The organism is Paenibacillus stellifer (assembly GCF_000758685.1).
In the GTDB taxonomy this organism is placed as follows: domain Bacteria; phylum Bacillota; class Bacilli; order Paenibacillales; family Paenibacillaceae; genus Paenibacillus_AQ; species Paenibacillus_AQ stellifer.
The window spans coordinates 1,920,820-1,938,818 of sequence record NZ_CP009286.1; the positions used below are offsets into that span (position 1 = coordinate 1,920,820).

A 17,999-nucleotide genomic window follows, 5' to 3' on the forward strand; every position below is an offset into this window, starting at 1 on the left:
AATAGCGAAAATGCGGCAGTTTGGGTATAATGTTTTTTAGATGAAGGGAGTTGTGACTGTAATTGGACGAGAAGATCCTGCATACGCTGGAATATCGTAAGATTTTAAATAAATTGGTGCAGTACACCCAGACTCCGATGGGCACGTTCATGGCCGACAGCCTGAAGCCCTCCGGAGACTTTGAAGCGGTCAAATTGCTGCTGCAGGCGACGGACGAGGCGTCCACGGTCGACCGGCTGAAGGGCATTCCGTCCTTCGGCGGGATCGTTGATATCAAGCCTGCGCTGAAGCGGGCGTCGATCGGCGGGATGCTCGGAACGCATGAGCTGCTCGCCGTAGGCAATACGATTGCGGGCGGGCGGCGGATCAAACGCTTTATCGCCGCCATGCACGAGGAAGAGAAGATCCCGATGCTGTTCGATCTTGCGGACCTGCTCTCGGAGCAGAAGCCGGTCGAGGATGCAATCCGGGCGGCCATCGACGAGAACGCGGAGGTGCTGGATACGGCGAGCACTGAGCTGGCCTCCATCCGCCGCGAGCTGAGAAATGGCGAGACCCGAATCCGGGAGAAGCTGGATTCCATGATCCGCTCGTCCTCCGTGGCCAAGATGCTTCAGGATCAGCTGGTCACGATCCGCGGCGACCGCTTCGTTATCCCGGTCAAGGCCGAGTACCGCTCGCATTTCGGCGGGATTGTCCATGACCAGTCGGGGTCCGGTGCGACACTGTTTATAGAGCCCGAGGCCATAGTAGCCATGAACAACAAGCTGCGGGAGACGCGCCTGCGCGAAGAACGCGAGATCGAGATTATCCTCAGCAAGCTGACCGCCCTGGTCGGCGAAATAGCCGAAGAGACGGCCTACGATGTTGATATTCTGGCCCAGCTTGATTTTATTTTCGCCAAAGCCCGGCTGGCCCGGGAGATGAAGGCGTCCCAGCCGCGAATGAATGACCGGGGTTATTTGAAGCTGCGCAAAGGAAGACATCCGCTGATTCCCTTGGAAAATGTCGTTCCGCTGGACGTGGAAATCGGCAATCAATACAGCACGATTCTTGTGACCGGTCCGAATACGGGCGGCAAGACCGTAACGTTGAAGACGATTGGACTCTTGAGCCTCATGTCCATGTCCGGCCTGTTCATTCCCGCCGAGGAAGGCAGCCAGATGTGCGTGTTCGACGCGATTTACGCTGATATCGGCGATGAGCAGAGCATTGAGCAGAGCCTCAGTACCTTCTCGAGCCACATGACCAATATTATATCCATTCTGAAGCGGATGACGCCCAAAAGTCTGGTGCTGCTCGACGAGGTCGGGGCCGGAACCGACCCGGCGGAAGGCTCTGCGCTGGCGATTGCCATTCTGGAGCATATCCACCGTACGGGAAGCCGGATGGTAGCTACGACGCACTACAGCGAGCTGAAGGCTTACGCGTATGAACGCAAAGGCGTCATCAACGCCAGCATGGAATTTGATGTACAGAGTCTGCGGCCAACCTACCGGCTGCTGGTCGGCGTTCCGGGACGAAGCAACGCCTTCGCAATTGCCGAAAGGCTCGGTCTCCCCGGCAATATCCTGGAGCATGCCCGTGGCGAGGTCAAAGAAGAGGATCTCCGCGTCGAGCATATGATCGCTTCGCTCGAAGAGAACCGTCTCGGTGCCGAGAATGAGCGCGAGCGAGCCGAGAGCCTCCGGAAGGAAGCCGAAGAATTCCGGAGCCGCCAGCAACGCGAGCTCGAGAAGCTGGAAGGCCAGCGGGACAAATGGCTGGAGAAGGCGGAGAAGGAAGCCGCCGCCGTCGTCGACAAGGCCCGCAAAGAGGCCGAGCAGATTATCGCCGATCTCAGGCAGCTGGCGATGGAAGAGGGGGCTTCCGTCAAGGAGCATAAGCTGATCGAAGCCCGCCGCCGCCTCGACGAGGCGCAGCCTGCTCCAAGAAAGAAAGAGCCGGCACGCTCCGGCAAGGCGAAAGCGGCACGCCAGATCGGCCCCGGCGACGAGGTCGCGGTGCACAGCCTGAACCAGAAGGGGCATGTCGTGGAGCTGAGCGGCAGCAAGGAAGCCATCGTGCAGCTCGGCATTATGAAGATGAAGGTAAGTCTGGACGATCTGGAGCTGCTGTCCGCCGCCAAGCCGGCGGCGCCGAAGCCGCTCCGGCAGGCAACCACCGTCAAGCGGACGCGGGATGACAATATCCGCAGCGAGCTGGATCTGCGCGGAGCCAATCTGGAGGAAGCGCTCATCGAGACAGACCGTTTTATCGACGAGGCCTTTCTCGGCAATCTTGGCCAAATTTATATCATTCACGGCAAAGGAACGGGCGTCCTGAGAACGGGCATCCAGGAATACCTCCGCAAGCACAGACATGTCAAGAACTATCGCCTGGGTAACTATAATGAAGGCGGGGCGGGCGTGACGGTAGCGGAGCTGGAATAGTTTTGGCCTCCCGGCGGAAAGAAGGTAATGATCTATGGAGCACACGGTAGACGCCATGCTGAACCACCCGCTGGGAAGCGTGATCGGCTATTTCGCGGTTGCTGTTCTGGAGCTGATTGTCTTTCTGTGGCTCTTTGAAATGGTGACCCGGTATAACTGCTGGGAGGAGATCCGGAAGGGGAACGTGGCGGTATCCATGGCGACAGGCGGCAAAATATTCGGCCTCTGCAACGTCATGCGTTTCAGCATTCAGTCGGGCTCTTCCATTTACGAGACGATGAAGTGGTCGCTGGTCGGTTTTGTACTGCTGCTTGCGGCTTATCTCATGTTCGAGTTTCTGACCCCCTTCATGTCCATCGACAAGGAAATCGCGGCGGATAACCGTGCGGTAGGTCTGACGGCAATGCTGATATCCGCTTCGCTGTCTTATGTAATCGGAACTGCGATACTGTAACAAATATAGACAATACAATCCTGGCGCTTAACAAGGGAACGGTCGGCAAGTATGAAATTACCGGAGCGCGTGCTGTTCATTTTCGGCTTTCCGTTCCTGGCGCCAGGGACAATCTATCTGATGATGAACTGACAAAGGAGAATATCAATATGGAGACAACCATTTGTCCTTGGTGCCATACGGAGATCGTATGGGACGAGGAAATCGGCCCGGAGGAATATTGCCCGCACTGCAATAATGAGCTCAGTGCCTACCGGACTGTAAGCATCAGCCGGGATGATCTGGACGATGATCTGGAGGAAGAGGAAGACGATGAGCATGAACACGATCATGATCATAATTCCTTGTGGGGAGAGGACGAGCAGGACGGCGTAGTTCCCGTGTATAACCAACTGGAAGCTTTCCGCGATCAATACGATCTGGAACGATACGACACTACAGCTTCGGCGATTCTGGACGAGCAGGCGGAGGTTCCCGAGTGCCCGCAGTGCCATGAGTATATGCTGCTTGCCGGAACGGTGGAGCCTCAAGGCTTCCGCCCTTCGGTTCCTAATGTGCTCGGAATCCCGGTGCTGAACGCGCCGTTCAAGCTTAACATGTATGTGTGTCCTTCCTGCTTCCAGGTTCAGCATACGCTGTCAGAGGAAGACCGGGAGCAGTGGGTCCGGAACATCGGCGGCCTACGTTAATAAAAATCATTCCCGCGCGAAGCTTAGATCCTTCGGTTTGGGGTATGTTATCCTTTAGGACATGCCTCAAGCGCTTAAGGAGGAATACCATGAAGGCTTCGACGCTGCGGGGCCAGGCGGCGCTGCTGCTGGCGGTCAACGCATTGTTTGTGCTGTCGGGAGCGCTGTCGGGAACCTTTCTGAACGTCTATTTGTGGAAGAGCCGTCAGGATTTCGCCATGATCGGATGGTTCACCGTCGCCCAGCAGCTTGCCCTGGGCCTGAGCTTCTGGGTGGCGGGCAAATGGGTGAAAGAGCATAACAAAATGAACGCCCTGCGGCTTGGTATCGCCGTTTCGGGCCTTTTTTATCTGGCCGTGTTGTGGCTGGGATCAAGAGCCGTCCAATATATTTGGCCGCTCGGTATCCTGCTTGGCATCGCTTCGGGATTGTTCTGGCTGGCGTTCAACATCGTGTACTTCGAAATTACGGACCGCGACAGCCGGGACGCCTTCAACGGATGGGTGGGGCTGCTGGGTTCCCTGACCGGGATTGTGGGCCCGTGGGTATCCGGCCGGCTGATTTCGGCCATGCATGGCAGCCTGGGCTACCGGATTGTCTTCATCCTTTCGCTCTGCATTTATGCCGCCGCTGCGGTTCTCAGCTTCTTTCTGAAGAAGCGGAAAACCTCTGGTGAATACCAGTGGGTGGAGCCGTGGCGCAGGCTCAAAGACAGCCGGAAATGGCGACAGACATCAGCTGCACTCTTGTTCCAAGGACTCCGGGAAGGCGTGTTCTCTTTCCTGATCGGCCTCCTGGTATACCTGGCGGCCAAGGAGGAGAGCCGGCTCGGGCAATTCACACTGATTACTTCGGCGGTATCGCTCTTCAGCTTCTGGGCGGCCGGCAAATGGCTGAAGCCGAGGTTCCGCTCCGCAGGAATGCTCTCTGGGGCATTCCTGCTCATCGCCGTAATTGTGCCGCTGCTCTGGAAGGTCAGCTATGTTACCCTGCTGCTGATGGGGATCGGAACCTCCCTCTTCATTCCGCTGTACATGCTGCCAATGGTCTCGACAAGCTTTGATCTGATGGGCGAAAATGAGGACAGCGCCAACAGGCGCGTCGAGCTGATTGTATTGCGTGAGCTTTCGCTGATGACCGGACGCTTGACGGGTACTTTGATCTATATAGGCATATTGTCGATAAGCGCCTCTCCGCGAACGATCACGCTGCTTATGCTGGGACTTGGGGCAGCGCCGATTGGAAGCTGGCTGTTTCTGCGGCGCAGACTCAGGCAGGAGGACGGCGGCAGAAACCCCGCTGGATAAGCAGGGGCAGGAATGGGGGAAACCGGACCGTTGGGGAAGAAGAAAGGCTACGGGCTGAGGACGCGGGTTGCTGTTATGGTATCTGCGGTTGTGATGCTCGTACTGTTAGTGCTGTATGTGATTTTCAGAAACCAGATTATACCGCAGACCAGACATGCGCTGGAGGAGAAGGCGAACGCTGTTGCAAGGACGGTCGCTCTAATGCCCATGGTGGCCGAGGGGCTGAGTCAAGGCCGAAGCCGGGAGATTCAGGCCTATACCTCCCAAATTACGGGCAGCAATGATATTTTGTTCGTGGTCGTGATCGATATGGACAGCATCCGTTTCTCGCATCCCGATCCTTCCCTGATCGGCAAGCCCTTTGCCGGCGGAGGACAGGAGGCAGCGCTTCGCGGGGAGGAGAGCGTCTCCGAGGGCGAAGGCATGCTGGGCAAATCGGTGCGGTCTTTTGTGCCAGTATATAATGAGAAGGGCAAGCAGGTCGGGGCAGTCGTGGTGGGAGTCTCGCTGGAACGGGTTCACCGGCTCGTACGGCGGAACGATTGGACGATCATTGCGATTCTGCTGTCCGGCGCTCTGCTGGGAGCCGGCGGCGCCATCGTTCTGGCCAGAAAAATCAAGAACATGATGCTGGGCTTCGAGCCTACGGACATCACCCGGCTGCTGGAAGAACGCAGCGCGATGCTCCAGTCCGTACGCGAAGGCATCATTGCCGTAGATCATGAAGCCCGGATTACGATGATCAATGTGGAAGCGGAACGGCTGCTGGGAACGGCGGGGATAACGGGCGGCGTCATGTCCCGGCATATCGGGGAATACTGGCCTGAGCTGCATCTGGAGCAGGTGCTGGCGACCGGTGAAGCGAAGAGGGATCAGCTTCTGGAGCTGAACGGCATCACCGTGCTGTCAAGCAGTGTGCCGATTCGAGTGGATGGCGAAATCGCCGGGGCCATCGCCACATTCAGGGACAAGACTGAGCTTGCCGTGCTGGCCGAAAGGCTCTCCGGCATTTCCGTATATGCGGATGCGCTGCGGGCCGGTGCGCATGAGTTCATGAACAAGCTGCATGTTATCATGGGCATGGTGCATATGGGGCTGTACGACGATCTGAGGCAGTATATCTCCGGAACGGTCAGCAACTATCAGCAGGAAATCGGACAGATTACGAGCCGGATCAAGGATCCGGTTATGGCGGGATTTCTGCTAGGGAAGCTCAGCCGCGCCCGTGAGGCGGGAATCCAGCTGCTGCTGGCGGAGGACAGCTATTTGCCGGAATCCGCCGATACTGGCGACATGCATGAGCTGATCACGATTGTCGGGAATTTGCTGGACAACGCCATGGATGCACTGGAGGAACAGTGCATACGGGAGATTGAGCTTGCTTTTGATTACGATGAGGACTGCAAGCAGTTGATCTGCTCCGTATGGGACAGCGGGCCCGGCATTCCGGAAGCGCTGCGTGAACGGGTGTTCACTCAGGGATTCTCCACCAAAGGGGAACACCGGGGAATCGGATTGTATCTGGTCAAGACAAGCGTGGAGAAGCTGCATGGCCGGATTCGGCTGAGGGATGACGGAAGGCCGGGAACTGCGTTTGACGTTGAGGTTCCATATGCTGTAAAGGATGAGGAAACTGTATGAACATTCAAGTGCTGATCGTTGAGGATGATCCGATGGTGGCCAAGTTCAACCGCCATTACCTGGAGCAGGTGCCGGGCTTCGAGTTCGCGGACTGGGCAGCTTCGGGCAGCGAGGCTGGCCGGATGCTTGCCGTGAAGAAAATCGACCTTATTCTGCTGGATATCTATATTCCGCATACCAACGGGCTGCAGCTTCTGTCGATGCTTCGGGAGCAGGGAAGCACGGTTGATATTATGGTGATCTCGGCAGCGAGCGACAATGCCAGCATTCGCAAAGCGCTGCAATTTGGCGCTGTCGACTATTTGATCAAACCGTTTGAGTTCGCCCGTTTTCAGGCGGCGCTTGCCGCATACAGGGAGAAACACTTGCTGATGAAGCACAGGGAGCATCTCAGCCAGGAGCAGCTGGACAAGCTGCTGCGTTATTCAGCGGCTGCCGCGGAAGAAGGGAGACAGCCGGAGCAGCTCCCCAAAGGTCTTGCCGAAGGCACGCTGGAGAGTATATGGAGCACCATATTGGCGCTGGAGGACCCGGCATTTTCCACTGAAGACATTACCTTGAGAGTTCCGATATCGCGCATTTCCGTCCGGAAATATTTGGCGTTTCTGACTGAGGCAGGCGTGCTTCAGATGGAGATCGGCTATGGGGCGGTCGGCCGACCGGTTTACATGTATTCGGTAAGTTCTGATGGCCAGGAACGCATGAACCGGTATTTATAGCACTTACTTTAGTTACTTAATAGTTTCTTTAATTTCTTAAGCTTCCACGAACAGTGCCATTGCCCCTATGATTGTTGTGAAATAATGCACAAGGGGGCAGGTCTCATCATGAACATGAAAAAGAGAACAGCGACAGCGCTCATCCTCATTCTTTCGGTTATGCTCGTAATCGCGGGATGCGGCAGCAGCACGAACAGCAGCGCCAAGGAAAGCGCAAGTCCTGAGAGTACGGCCACGGCCAGCAGCGGAGCGGAGAAGACCGAAGCGGTATCCGGCGCGTCCGAAACAAGCTATACGCCGATTGACCAGTTGAAGGACAAATACGATATTATCATTGTCGGCGCAGGCGGGGCCGGAATGACAGCAGCGCTCGAAGCGAAAGCTGCCGGCGCGAACCCGGTTATTTTCGAGAAAATGCCGGTGGCTGGTGGGAATACTACTAAATCCTCGTCCGGGATGAACGCTTCCGAGACGAAGTTCCAGAAAGAGCAAGGCATCGAAGACAGCAATGATCTCTTCTATGAAGAGACCTTAAAAGGCGGACACGGTACGAACGACAAGGCGATGCTCCGTTTCTTCGTGGACAATTCCGCGGCTGCGATCGACTGGCTGGATTCCATCGGCATCCGGCTGAACAATATCACGATAACGGGCGGCATGAACGAGAAGCGCACGCATCGTCCGGAAGACGGTTCCGCAGTCGGGCAGTATCTCGTCAAAGGATTGACGAAGAATGTGCAGGAGCAAGGCATTCCAGTTTTTGTGAATGCTGATGTGAAAGAAATCACACAACAGGATGGCAAAGTGACCGGCGTGAAGGTTCTCTTCAATCAGGCGGATGAAAAGACGATAGCGGGCAGCGCAGTTGTTGTTACAACAGGCGGATTCGGTGCCAACAAGGAAATGATCGCCGAAGTCAGACCCGATCTGGAAGGCTATGTGACGACGAACCAGATTGGCAGCACCGGCGACGGCATCAAGATGATTGAGGCGCTTGGCGGAACGACCGTCGATATGGACCAGATCCAGGTTCATCCGACGGTACAGCAGGAGAAATCGTATCTGATCGGCGAAGCGGTGCGCGGAGAGGGAGCCATCCTTGTGTCCAGTGAAGCCAAGCGTTTCGTTAACGAGCTGGATACCCGCGACAAGGTAACGGCAGCAATTAATTCGCTTCCCGAGAAATCGGCTTATCTCGTATTCGATTCCGGCGTCAAATCCAGAGCCAAAGCGATTGAGCAGTATGAAAAAATGGGCTTCGTTCTCAAGGGAGATACGATCGAAGCTCTGGCGCAGGCCATGAATGTTCCGGCTGACCAGCTTAAGACGACTCTGGACACATGGAATGCTAGCGTAAAGAGCAAGAAGGACACAGAGTTTGGCAGAACGACAGGGATGGACAATGATTTGTCCGCCGCTCCGTATTACGCGATTAAGATCGGCCCCGGCATTCACTACACGATGGGCGGCGTGAAGATCAACACGAACACGGAAGTTCTGAACAAAGCAGGCCAGCCGATTCCCGGGCTGTTCGCGGCAGGTGAAGTAACGGGCGGTCTGCACGGGCAAAACCGGATCGGCGGCAACTCCGTCGCGGAGATTATTATTTTCGGCCGTCAAGCCGGTATCAAATCCGCTGAGTTTGTTAAAGCCAATCCATAATTTGCTTCACTCGTGTTTCAAAAAATACATTGCTGCAGGCGTGCCTCGCAGCACAAATAAAGCTTGAGCTGTAATAGCCCAAGCTTTATTTGCGTTAGCGTCGTCATCAGGGCGGGCCAGGACCGCCTTGCCTATGGCGATGGCTTCGCCGTACGCGTCAGCGAGAACAGTTCAAGCCCTTGAGTAGATCGGCCGGCCAGCTCGTCCTCCAGCAGCCGGGCGGCAATCATGCTGTAGACGGTTCCGTTCCCTCCGTAGCCTTCCACAAAGAAGCATCGGGGGAATCGGGGATGAGAACCGATCAGCGGCAGTCCGTCATGGGTAGTGCCGAAGACGGCTCCCCATTGATATTCAGGCCGGATACCCGCGGTCTCCGGGAAGAGCTTCACGACTTCGTTCATCAGCTCGCTGCACTGCGAGATGACTCGGCTCTCCCGCCGCTCCGGATCGGTCAACGGCTCGTCCCGGCCACCTGCCACAATCCGGTTATCGGGCGTCAGCCGGAAGTACAGATAAGGCCTGGCCGTCTCCCAGATTAAGGCCCGTTCATGCCACTTTAGCTGGATTTTGAGCGGAGGAGTCACGATGGCATAAGTATTGATGAGCTCGGCTCCCCGGTCTTTTTTCCACTCCTGGGTCTCATAGCCGAGCGCGAATATGACCCGCTTCGCCCTGATTTTGCCGTGGCGGGTGTAACAGATCACGTCTTCGCTTCCATAATCGCAGTGAAGCGCTTCGGTGCGCTCATAGATTCGGGCTCCGCGTTCCGCCGCTTTGGCGATCATGCTGTGCACCATCCGGTAAGTATTAGCCTCCGCGTCGTTACTGCCGTATATGGCGGCAGGCTTGGCGAAGGAGAAATGCGCAGCCATTTCTTTTTCCTCCCACCACTCGAAGGGAAAGCCGCTCTGAATCAATGTATCGTACTCGCTCTTAAGCGCTCCGACATCATCTTTCGAGGAAGCATAATACAGACTGGGACGCGGGTAAATATGGGGATCGATATCTAGATCATCCGGCAGGGCGAGAATATCGTCAACGGCCTGCCGGCAGAGCCTGTAGAACAGCAGCCCCTGCTGCCGGCCGAAGGTATTCATGCACGCAGTCAGCGACTTGTCGCTCATTACCTGCAGCAGTCCCGTGTTGGCATGGGTGCTGCCTTCGGCGACCTTTCGCTTATCGATCAGCACGGTGTCAACACCGGCACGGGACAGGCGATAGGCAGCGGCTGCGCCGCCCATTCCGCCGCCGATAATAAGGCACTCGCAGCTCAGCTCTTCCTCAAGCACAGGGTAAGCGGGCGCTTCCGGCAGCGTGAATGGCCAGGGGGTGCTTCCGCTGATCAAATTCATGACAATCGCTCCTTTAGTCTGCTGGAATCCGTAGTATCAGTGGGGAAGATCACGTTTATGCGGCCGCACAGCCAAAAATGCGGCAAGCGTACTTGCGAAAATCTGCACATAAGGCAGGCGTTCCGGTTGCATACTAAGCAGGATTGGACATTCACCCTGAAAGGAATGAACATGATGCAATCGAATCAAATGCAACCTTTATCCGGCAAAGAACTGGCGTATATCTCGGATTCCATCTCCAATGAAGAGATGCTGATCAAGCAGTATGCGGCCACCGCCGGCGTTACGCAGAACCAGACGGTCCGCCAGCTGTGTCAACAGCAAGTTCAGACCCATACCCATCATATGGGCATGCTGATTCAGCTGCTGCAACAGCATCAGGAATACGCGCCTACACAGCCCCAATAACCTCGGGGACAGTACGTCATTTTCCACACTATGAGGAGGTAACCCAATTGTACGCACAGAACAGCAACTCTTTTATGCAGGACGACGATCTGCTGAATGTGATTCTGGCCGATCTGAAACGGACGGTCCGGGAGTATACGACTGCCGCCACCGAATCGAACTGCCCCTCCGTCCGCCGCGTCTTTAATGATCTGACGATGGACACCCTGCGTCTTCAGGGCGACCTGTATACGCAGATGAAGCAGATGAATATGTACCAGACCCCTTCCAAGGCGCTCCGTCAGGACGTGGATAAAGAGATCCAGAGCGCGCATCAGACCTATCAGCAGACCCAGCAGTTCATTCAGCAAAAAACGGGCGGAGCAGCGTCCTTCGGCGCTTCCCAGGACGCGTTCCGCCGCCAGAACGACACTCAGCATCCTTACTATATGTAACCCGTCCTCTCCCAAAAGAAGCAAATGCCCTTTGAACGGGCAAAGCGGCATCGGCATCCGTACAGTATACGGGTGCCGATTTTTTTGTGGAAAAGGACTGCTCGGGGGCGTGGTGAAGGATGCGGGTATGCCAATTCCTTGTGGACGGGTGGACCACACCTGACGATAAAAAGGGTAGAAGTGGTCGGCGTTTTTGTTTGCAGATCTGACTTTTTCGTGTCATATTATTAATAAACTCATTTGAAGCAAATTCATTCGCGGGACGCCCGGGAAGCACCAAGGACGTTCCAATGCGAGATCCCGGAGGGAAGAGATGGAACAGATGAACGAGTTGAAGCGGAAGGTGCTGGAGCTCCTTAAGGAAGACGCAAGAAGAACACCCGAGCTTATGGCGACGCTCCTCGGAGTCCAGGTGGATGAAGTCAAATCCGCGATTGAGCAGATGGAGCAGGAGCATGTAATCGTGAAGTATGCGACTGTTGTTAATTGGGATAAAGTGGACGACGAACGGGTGACTGCGCTGATCGAGGTGCAGATTACGCCCGAGCGCGGCCGCGGATTTGAAGGAATTGCCGAACGCATTTATATGTACCCCCAGGTGAAATCGGTCTACCTGATGTCTGGCGCCTTCGACCTTCTGGTGGAAGTGGAGGGCCGGAATCTGCGGGAAGTGGCGAATTTCGTCTCCGAGAAGCTCTCGCCGATTGATTCCGTACTGTCGACCAAGACGAATTTTACACTCAAAAAATATAAACAAGACGGGATCATTTTCGAAGATCACGAAGAAGATAACCGACTGATGATCTCCCCGTAAAGGAAGAGATGAGACGATATGATAACGAATAAACCGCAGCAGGCCGAAGACCGGAGCAGACCGATGTCTTCCTATCTGTCTCCGCTTGTCCAGCAGATTCAACCGTCCGGCATCCGCAGATTTTTTGACATGGCCGCCGGCAGTAAGGATATCATCTCTTTGGGTGTGGGCGAGCCCGATTTCAAGACACCTTGGCATGTCCGGGAAGCTTGCGTATACTCGCTGGAGCGCGGCTTCACCGGCTATACCTCCAATGCGGGGATGCCGGAGCTCCGGGAGGGCATCGCGGGTTATCTCCATGACCGGTTCGGCTTGTCCTATGATCCGGGCAATCAGATTATCGCGACGGTTGGCGGGAGCGAGGCGATTGATCTGGCACTCCGCGCCCTTATCGCGCCGGGCGACGAGATTCTGATTCCCGAGCCGTGCTATATTTCCTATTCTCCGATCACGTCGATCGGGGGCGGAATTCCTGTGGGCATCGAGACCTTCGGCAAGGACCATTTCAAGCTGACGGCAGAGGGGCTTGAAGCGAAGATTACTCCGCGCTCGAAAATTCTGATTCTCTGTTATCCGAGCAATCCGACAGGTGCGATTATGAGCCGGGAGGATTGGGAGCCGATCGCCAAAGTGGTTGAGAAGCATGACCTGATCGTCATTTCCGACGAAATATACGCCGAGCTGACTTACGGGGCTAACCACGTCAGCTTTGCTTCCCTGCCCGGCATGATGGACCGCACCATTCTGGTCAGCGGCTTCTCCAAGGCATTCGCTATGACGGGCTGGCGTATGGGCTATGCCTGCGGGCATCCCGATTTGATCGCGGCAATGCTCAAGATCCATCAGTATACGGTTATGTGCGCGCCTTCCATGGGGCAGGTCGCTGCGCTTGAAGCGCTGACGAACGGCATGGAAGAGAAGGACCGTATGGTGGATTCCTACAATCAACGTCGCCGCCTGATCGTGAAGGGACTGCGTGAGGCGGGCCTAGAATGCCATGAGCCGCAAGGCGCATTCTACGCATTCCCGAGCATTGCGGGGACGGGACTCACGTCCGATGAATTTGCTCAGCGTCTGCTCCGGGAATACCGGGTGGCCGCCGTTCCCGGAAGTGTGTTCGGACTAGGGGGCGAGGGATATTTACGCTGTTCCTATGCTACATCCGTCAGCCAGCTGAACGAAGCGCTTGAACGAATTGGCGCGTTCGTCATGCAGCTGCGTCGGGAACGGAATAATGCGTAAAATGTCAACCTTTTTTGGAACTAATTGATAAAAAAGATAGCAGAATGTCTCGATATATGGTATAATTTAACTGTGTATACAGATTATAATTTTGACCTGCAATCGATCTGTGCCTAAGCGTTCCGCACTACTTGATAGGGGGGATGAAGGTGCTACGTACCGAATACTACCTATGGTCTTTAGGCGGAAACCGCAACCCCGAGAGCGGGAAAGCTTCCGCCAGGGATGACACCATTTCGAAACGCCCTTCCCTTGAAGAGGAGATTTTCATTCTTCGCAGCCGGATGGAGCAGTTATTTATGCAGGAGAAGTCATTTACCTCGGACAATGTCGTGGAGATCAGCAGCAAGCTGGATCTGAAGATCAATGAGTATATGAAGATGCGTTCCACCCGGAAGTAGGGGGAATGGAGGGGGCCTTGCGGTTGCGGCCCTCTTTTTTGCGCGGTCATAGAGAGGAACATGAGTCTGGAAAGAACAGGCGGCCTTACAAGCGCCAGTGATTATGGTACAGTAGAGATACATGACATTTTAGCAGCCGGGAGGTATGACAGTGGCAATCTACACGCGCAGCGGGGATAAAGGCGAAACCTCGGTTATTGGAGGCCGGGCCTGGAAGGATGATATCCGGGTCGAGGCGTACGGCACCATTGACGAACTGAACGGTTTTGTCGGACAGGCGAGAAGCCTGCTCCAGGGAGAAGCTCTGGCTGATTTGGCGGAGCAGCTGCTGGAGATCCAGCATGAGCTGTTCGACTGCGGCTCGGATCTGGCATATGTAAGCCTGGATGAGTCCAAATACAAGGTAACCGGTGAAATGACGGAGCGGCTGGAACGCTGGATTGATCAGCTTCAGGAAGAGAATCCGCCGATCGAGCGCTTCATTCTGCCTGGTGGAAGCGAGGCAGCCGCTGTGATTCACGTATGCCGAACGGTATGCCGGAGGGCGGAACGCCGGACTGTTACGCTTGGGCGGACCACGGAGATCAACGGTGAGGCAGTCGTCTATCTGAACAGGCTGTCGGATTATTTCTTCGCACTGGCCCGGACGGTCAACACGCGGCTCGGGCAGTCGGACATCGAATATATCCGGGGAGCGAAGGTGTTCCGGGGCTGATATGACAACTTATTACCCGCCGTTATCTTATATCGTTCCGGATGCGGACGACGGCATGCTGCTGAAGACCGTTCTGCAGAAGCGGATGGACATTTCGCGCAAGCTGCTGTCCCGTCTTAAGCTTACCGAACGGGGTATTACTCTGAACGGAGAACGGGTCTACATCAGCGTGCATGTCCGGGCCGGAGACCTGGTGGAAATCCGGATGGAGACGGAGGTCTCGGAGGATATTCTGCCGGAGCCGATTCCGTTCGACATCCTGTATGAGGATGACCATCTGCTTGTTGTCAACAAGCCGGCCGGCATGATCGTGCATCCCACCCATGGCCATTATACCGGCACGTTGGCCAATGGAGTGGTTCATTACTGGGCACAGCGAGGGGACCGTTACCGCTTCCGGCCCATTCACCGGCTGGACCAGGAGACCTCGGGCGTCCTAGCAATCGCCAAAAATGCGTACAGCCACCAGTATATCTCGGAGCAGATGCCGGTTGGCGGCGTGGACAAAATCTATGCGGCGATCGTGCATGGGGTTCCCTTGCTGGAGCAGGGCGAGATCGACGGGCCGATCGACCGGGACCCGGCCGAGCCGCACCGGCGTATCGTTACGCCAAGCGGCTATCCGTCACTGACCCGCTATGAGGTGAAGGAGCGGTTCGGGACTGCTTCGCTGGTGGAGCTCAAGCTGCTCACCGGGCGCACCCACCAGATCCGGGTGCATATGACCTCGATCGGCCATCCGCTGATCGGCGACCGGATGTACCGGCACCCGCTGTACGAAGATGATCGTCACGGAAGCGGTCCCGATGCGGCGGCCGAGCTTGCGCGGGTGGCGGAGCTGGACGATTATATCGGCCGGCAGGCGCTGCATGCGGCGCGGCTGTCGTTCACGCATCCGGTGCTTCGCACCCGAATGACATTCGAGGCTCCGCTGCCGCAGGATATGCTTGCGCTCGAAGAAAGGCTTCGGGTAAACGAAGCTTGAGGATGATTCGGCTAAACGAAGCTTGAAGCATCCGTGGGCTTGAAGATGAGAAGCAGATGCGGGCCATGAGTGAGTAAAAGTATGAAATGCCGGGGGAAGAGATTACCTGATATAAAGGAGAAGGCCGAACGATGAGCCAATTGATTGTGTATCATTACCCGAATTGCGGCACCTGCCGCAAGGCGGTGAAATGGCTGCGGGAGAACGGGCATGAGCTGGAGCTTCGCCATATCGCCGAGCAGCCGCCCGGTGTGGATGAGCTGAGAAAGCTTGTGGAATTAAGCGGGCTTGAGCTGAAGAAATTTTTTAATACGAGCGGAGATGTCTACAAGCGGGAGAATCTGAAGGACAAACTGCCTACCCTAAGCGAGCAGGAGCAGCTCGAACTGCTGGCATCGAACGGCATGCTGATCAAGCGTCCGGTCGTGATCTCGGGAGATAAGGTGACGGTGGGCTTCAAGGAAGAGTTGTATGAGGAGAACTGGAGACGCAAGTAGAGAGGGGGAGAAGTTGAAGTGACTGAGGTTGGAGTGACTGAAGTGAACAAAGGGCGCATCCTGATTGTGGACGGAATGGCGCTGCTATTCCGGGCCTATTACGCTACCGCATACGGCGGATATATCCGCAAGACGAAGGCGGGGCTGCCAACGAATGCGGTGTACGGCATGCTGCAATATTTCTTCGACGCCGTTGCCGAATTCGAGCCTTCCCATGTGGTGTGCTGCTGGGATATGGGTAAAAGCACGTTCCGGACGGAAAAATTCGCCCTCTACAAATCGAACCGCGCAGAGCCGCCTCTCGAAATGCTTCCGCAGTTCGATCTGGCAAAGGAAGTGATTGCCGAGCTTGGTGTTCCGAACATCGGCATCCCTGGCTTTGAGGCGGATGACTGCATCGGCACGCTTGCATCCTGCTTCAGCGAGGAGTCCGAGGTGCTGATTCTGACCGGCGATCACGACATGCTGCAGTTGGTCACTGACCGGGTCCGCGTCGTAATTATGAAGAAAGGCCGTTCCAACTACAAGGTCTATGACCCTCAGGTGCTGTTAGAGGAAAAAGGCCTGACACCTTCCCAGATTGTCGATCTCAAAGGCTTCATGGGCGATACGAGCGACAATTATCCCGGCGTCAAGGGAATCGGCGAGAAGACGGCGCTTAAGCTGCTGGCCGAATACAGCACAGTGGATGGCGTGATCGAGAATCTGGACCAACTGCCGAAAGGAGTTCGCGCCAAGATCGAGGCCGATCTTGATATGCTGCATCTCTCCCGGGAGCTGGCTGAGATCCGCTGCGATGTGCCGCTTGCTTGTACGCTGACGGAGTGCTTGTGGGAAATTCAGCGGGAATCGGCCTCCAGAAAGTTCGAGGAGCTGGAGTTCGGCAGCCTGATGTATCTGATTGCAGCGGCCAAGGAAGAGGAAGCCGACGAACAGGGCATTGTGGAGATTGTGTTTCCCGGGGACGATTCGGGAGAGGTCGATCCTTTTGCCTGAAGGCATTCCGGATTGCCGGAGAAGATCAGGAAGGATCATGAAGGCTGAGCTTACTGTTGCCTGTTGCCAGGTGATACTCTGTATCTGATGAAAGTTCAAGAACGCACCGCCGCGGGACAACCCGCAGTGGTGCGCTTTTTTTCGATTAGACTAATAGGCGCCATGCGCCAGGGTGGACACCATAATCCATCGACTTCTCGGCAATTTCCGGTCTCCAAAACAATGTATGTCAACCGCTTGTCATATCACTTGGCCTCTTAGTATAATGGAGTGGGAAATGGGATTAACCGGGTTTGAAAGCGTATGCCCGAATCAGGAGGGACACGGATAATGAAAGTATTGGGCGCGATTGAAGCAGGGGGAACGAAGTTTGTATACGGTTTGGGCTTGGAGGATGGGACCATTCTTGAACGTGCAAGCTTTCCCACTACAACCCCTGAGGAAACAATGAAGCAGGTGTTTGATTATTTTAGTGGCAAGCCGGTTGAAGCGATTGGCATTGGCTCGTTCGGGCCGATCGATCCGGTTAAGGGAAGCCCGACTTACGGCTATGTAACGACGACTCCCAAGCCACATTGGGGAGGATTTAATCTGGTAGGCGCGGTGTCCGAGGTGCTGAACGTGCCGATCGGTTTTGACACTGACGTCAATGGCGCGGCGCTTGGCGAATATACCTGGGGAGCTGCGCAAGAGCTCGATAGCTGCCTGTATATTACGGTCGGCACCGGGATCGGAGCAGGCGCTGTCGTTGGCGGCCGTCTGATTCATGGCCTGTCCCATCCGGAGATGGGACATATCTTCGTCCGCCGTCATCCGGAGGATCGATACGAGGGCTTCTGTCCTTATCACGGAGACTGCCTGGAAGGACTCGCGGCTGGACCGGCGATCGGCAAGCGCTGGGGCAAGCCTGCGGCCGAGCTTGAGCCCGGGCATCCCGCCTGGGAGATGGAGGCTCATTATCTCGCCCACGCGCTGATGAACTACGTGCTGATCCTGTCTCCGCAGAAGATTGTGATGGGCGGGGGCGTAATGAAGCAGAGCCAGCTGTTCCCGCTGATCCGTTCGAAGCTGCAGGAGCTCTTGAACGGCTATGTGTCACATGCCGCGCTCGCCGCTGATATCGAGAGCTATGTTGTTCCTCCGCAGCTTGGAGACAACGCGGGACTCGCCGGGGCCGTAGGACTGGCGAAGCTGGCGCTCGCGGGAGTATAGAACTCATTCTTTGCGTAAAAGGGATTGACTGTTCCGATA

Annotated in this window: 18 protein-coding genes; 17 read left to right on the forward strand and 1 reads right to left on the reverse strand. The window is 55.8% G+C overall.

Going from position 1 to position 17,999, the window contains the following annotated elements:
- The first annotated feature begins 62 nt into the window (after positions 1–62).
- The 7 genes from PSTEL_RS08540 (at position 63) to PSTEL_RS08570 (ending at position 8,904) form a co-directional block, all read left to right on the forward strand.
- Positions 63–2,432 (forward strand): endonuclease MutS2, encoded by a 2,370-nt coding sequence (locus PSTEL_RS08540; protein ID WP_038694655.1) that lies wholly within the window; start codon positions 63–65, stop codon positions 2,430–2,432.
- Positions 2,433–2,466: 34 nt separating this feature from the next.
- Complete coding sequence (locus tag PSTEL_RS08545; protein WP_038694656.1) at positions 2,467–2,886, forward strand: DUF350 domain-containing protein; 420 nt, start codon at positions 2,467–2,469, stop codon at positions 2,884–2,886.
- 149 nt (positions 2,887–3,035) lie between these two features.
- Entirely contained in the window at positions 3,036–3,575 is a 540-nt protein-coding gene (locus PSTEL_RS08550; RefSeq protein ID WP_038694657.1) for a hypothetical protein, read from the forward strand.
- Positions 3,576–3,664: 89 nt separating this feature from the next.
- Positions 3,665–4,882: an MFS transporter gene (locus PSTEL_RS08555; protein ID WP_038694658.1), complete on the forward strand. Its 1,218-nt coding sequence runs from the start codon at positions 3,665–3,667 to the stop codon at positions 4,880–4,882.
- Between the two features lie 12 nt (positions 4,883–4,894).
- Positions 4,895–6,523: a DcuS/MalK family sensor histidine kinase gene (dcuS, locus tag PSTEL_RS08560; protein ID WP_084064876.1), complete on the forward strand. Its 1,629-nt coding sequence runs from the start codon at positions 4,895–4,897 to the stop codon at positions 6,521–6,523.
- Positions 6,520–7,242 carry a response regulator gene (locus tag PSTEL_RS08565; RefSeq protein ID WP_038694659.1) on the forward strand — a complete coding sequence of 241 codons (723 nt, stop codon included), beginning with the start codon at positions 6,520–6,522 and terminating at the stop codon, positions 7,240–7,242. Before dcuS ends, PSTEL_RS08565 begins: the two co-directional genes overlap by 4 nt.
- Positions 7,243–7,356: 114 nt before the next feature.
- On the forward strand, positions 7,357–8,904 hold the full coding sequence (locus PSTEL_RS08570) for a flavocytochrome c (protein WP_038700431.1): 1,548 nt from the start codon (positions 7,357–7,359) through the stop codon (positions 8,902–8,904).
- A gap of 131 nt (positions 8,905–9,035) precedes the next feature.
- Here PSTEL_RS08570 and PSTEL_RS08575 read toward each other — a convergent pair whose 3' ends face one another.
- Positions 9,036–10,256: an NAD(P)/FAD-dependent oxidoreductase gene (locus PSTEL_RS08575; protein ID WP_038694660.1), complete on the reverse strand. Its 1,221-nt coding sequence runs from the start codon at positions 10,254–10,256 to the stop codon at positions 9,036–9,038.
- Positions 10,257–10,430: 174 nt separating this feature from the next.
- Here PSTEL_RS08575 and PSTEL_RS08580 point away from each other — a divergent pair, with 174 nt between their 5' ends.
- From PSTEL_RS08580 to PSTEL_RS08625, 10 genes are all read left to right on the forward strand, one after another.
- Complete coding sequence (locus tag PSTEL_RS08580) at positions 10,431–10,664, forward strand: hypothetical protein (protein ID WP_038700433.1); 234 nt, start codon at positions 10,431–10,433, stop codon at positions 10,662–10,664.
- Between the two features lie 47 nt (positions 10,665–10,711).
- On the forward strand, positions 10,712–11,098 hold the full coding sequence (locus tag PSTEL_RS08585; protein WP_038694661.1) for a spore coat protein: 387 nt from the start codon (positions 10,712–10,714) through the stop codon (positions 11,096–11,098).
- A 313-nt stretch (positions 11,099–11,411) separates the two neighbouring features.
- Positions 11,412–11,912 (forward strand): Lrp/AsnC family transcriptional regulator, encoded by a 501-nt coding sequence (locus PSTEL_RS08590; protein WP_038694662.1) that lies wholly within the window; start codon positions 11,412–11,414, stop codon positions 11,910–11,912.
- A gap of 18 nt (positions 11,913–11,930) precedes the next feature.
- The gene (locus tag PSTEL_RS08595) at positions 11,931–13,154 is read left to right on the forward strand and encodes an aminotransferase class I/II-fold pyridoxal phosphate-dependent enzyme (RefSeq protein WP_038694663.1); all 1,224 of its coding nucleotides are present in this window, start codon (positions 11,931–11,933) and stop codon (positions 13,152–13,154) included.
- A 149-nt stretch (positions 13,155–13,303) separates the two neighbouring features.
- Entirely contained in the window at positions 13,304–13,555 is a 252-nt protein-coding gene (locus PSTEL_RS08600; RefSeq protein ID WP_245625112.1) for an aspartyl-phosphate phosphatase Spo0E family protein, read from the forward strand.
- 151 nt (positions 13,556–13,706) lie between these two features.
- Complete coding sequence (locus PSTEL_RS08605) at positions 13,707–14,270, forward strand: cob(I)yrinic acid a,c-diamide adenosyltransferase (protein WP_038694665.1); 564 nt, start codon at positions 13,707–13,709, stop codon at positions 14,268–14,270.
- A 1-nt stretch (position 14,271) separates the two neighbouring features.
- Positions 14,272–15,255 (forward strand): RluA family pseudouridine synthase, encoded by a 984-nt coding sequence (locus PSTEL_RS08610; RefSeq protein WP_038694666.1) that lies wholly within the window; start codon positions 14,272–14,274, stop codon positions 15,253–15,255.
- Between the two features lie 131 nt (positions 15,256–15,386).
- Entirely contained in the window at positions 15,387–15,752 is a 366-nt protein-coding gene (locus tag PSTEL_RS08615; RefSeq protein ID WP_038694667.1) for an arsenate reductase family protein, read from the forward strand.
- Between the two features lie 18 nt (positions 15,753–15,770).
- Entirely contained in the window at positions 15,771–16,748 is a 978-nt protein-coding gene (locus PSTEL_RS08620) for a 5'-3' exonuclease (RefSeq protein WP_281176765.1), read from the forward strand.
- A gap of 330 nt (positions 16,749–17,078) precedes the next feature.
- The gene (locus PSTEL_RS08625; RefSeq protein WP_038694668.1) at positions 17,079–17,960 is read left to right on the forward strand and encodes an ROK family protein; all 882 of its coding nucleotides are present in this window, start codon (positions 17,079–17,081) and stop codon (positions 17,958–17,960) included.
- The last annotated feature ends 39 nt before the right edge of the window (positions 17,961–17,999 follow it).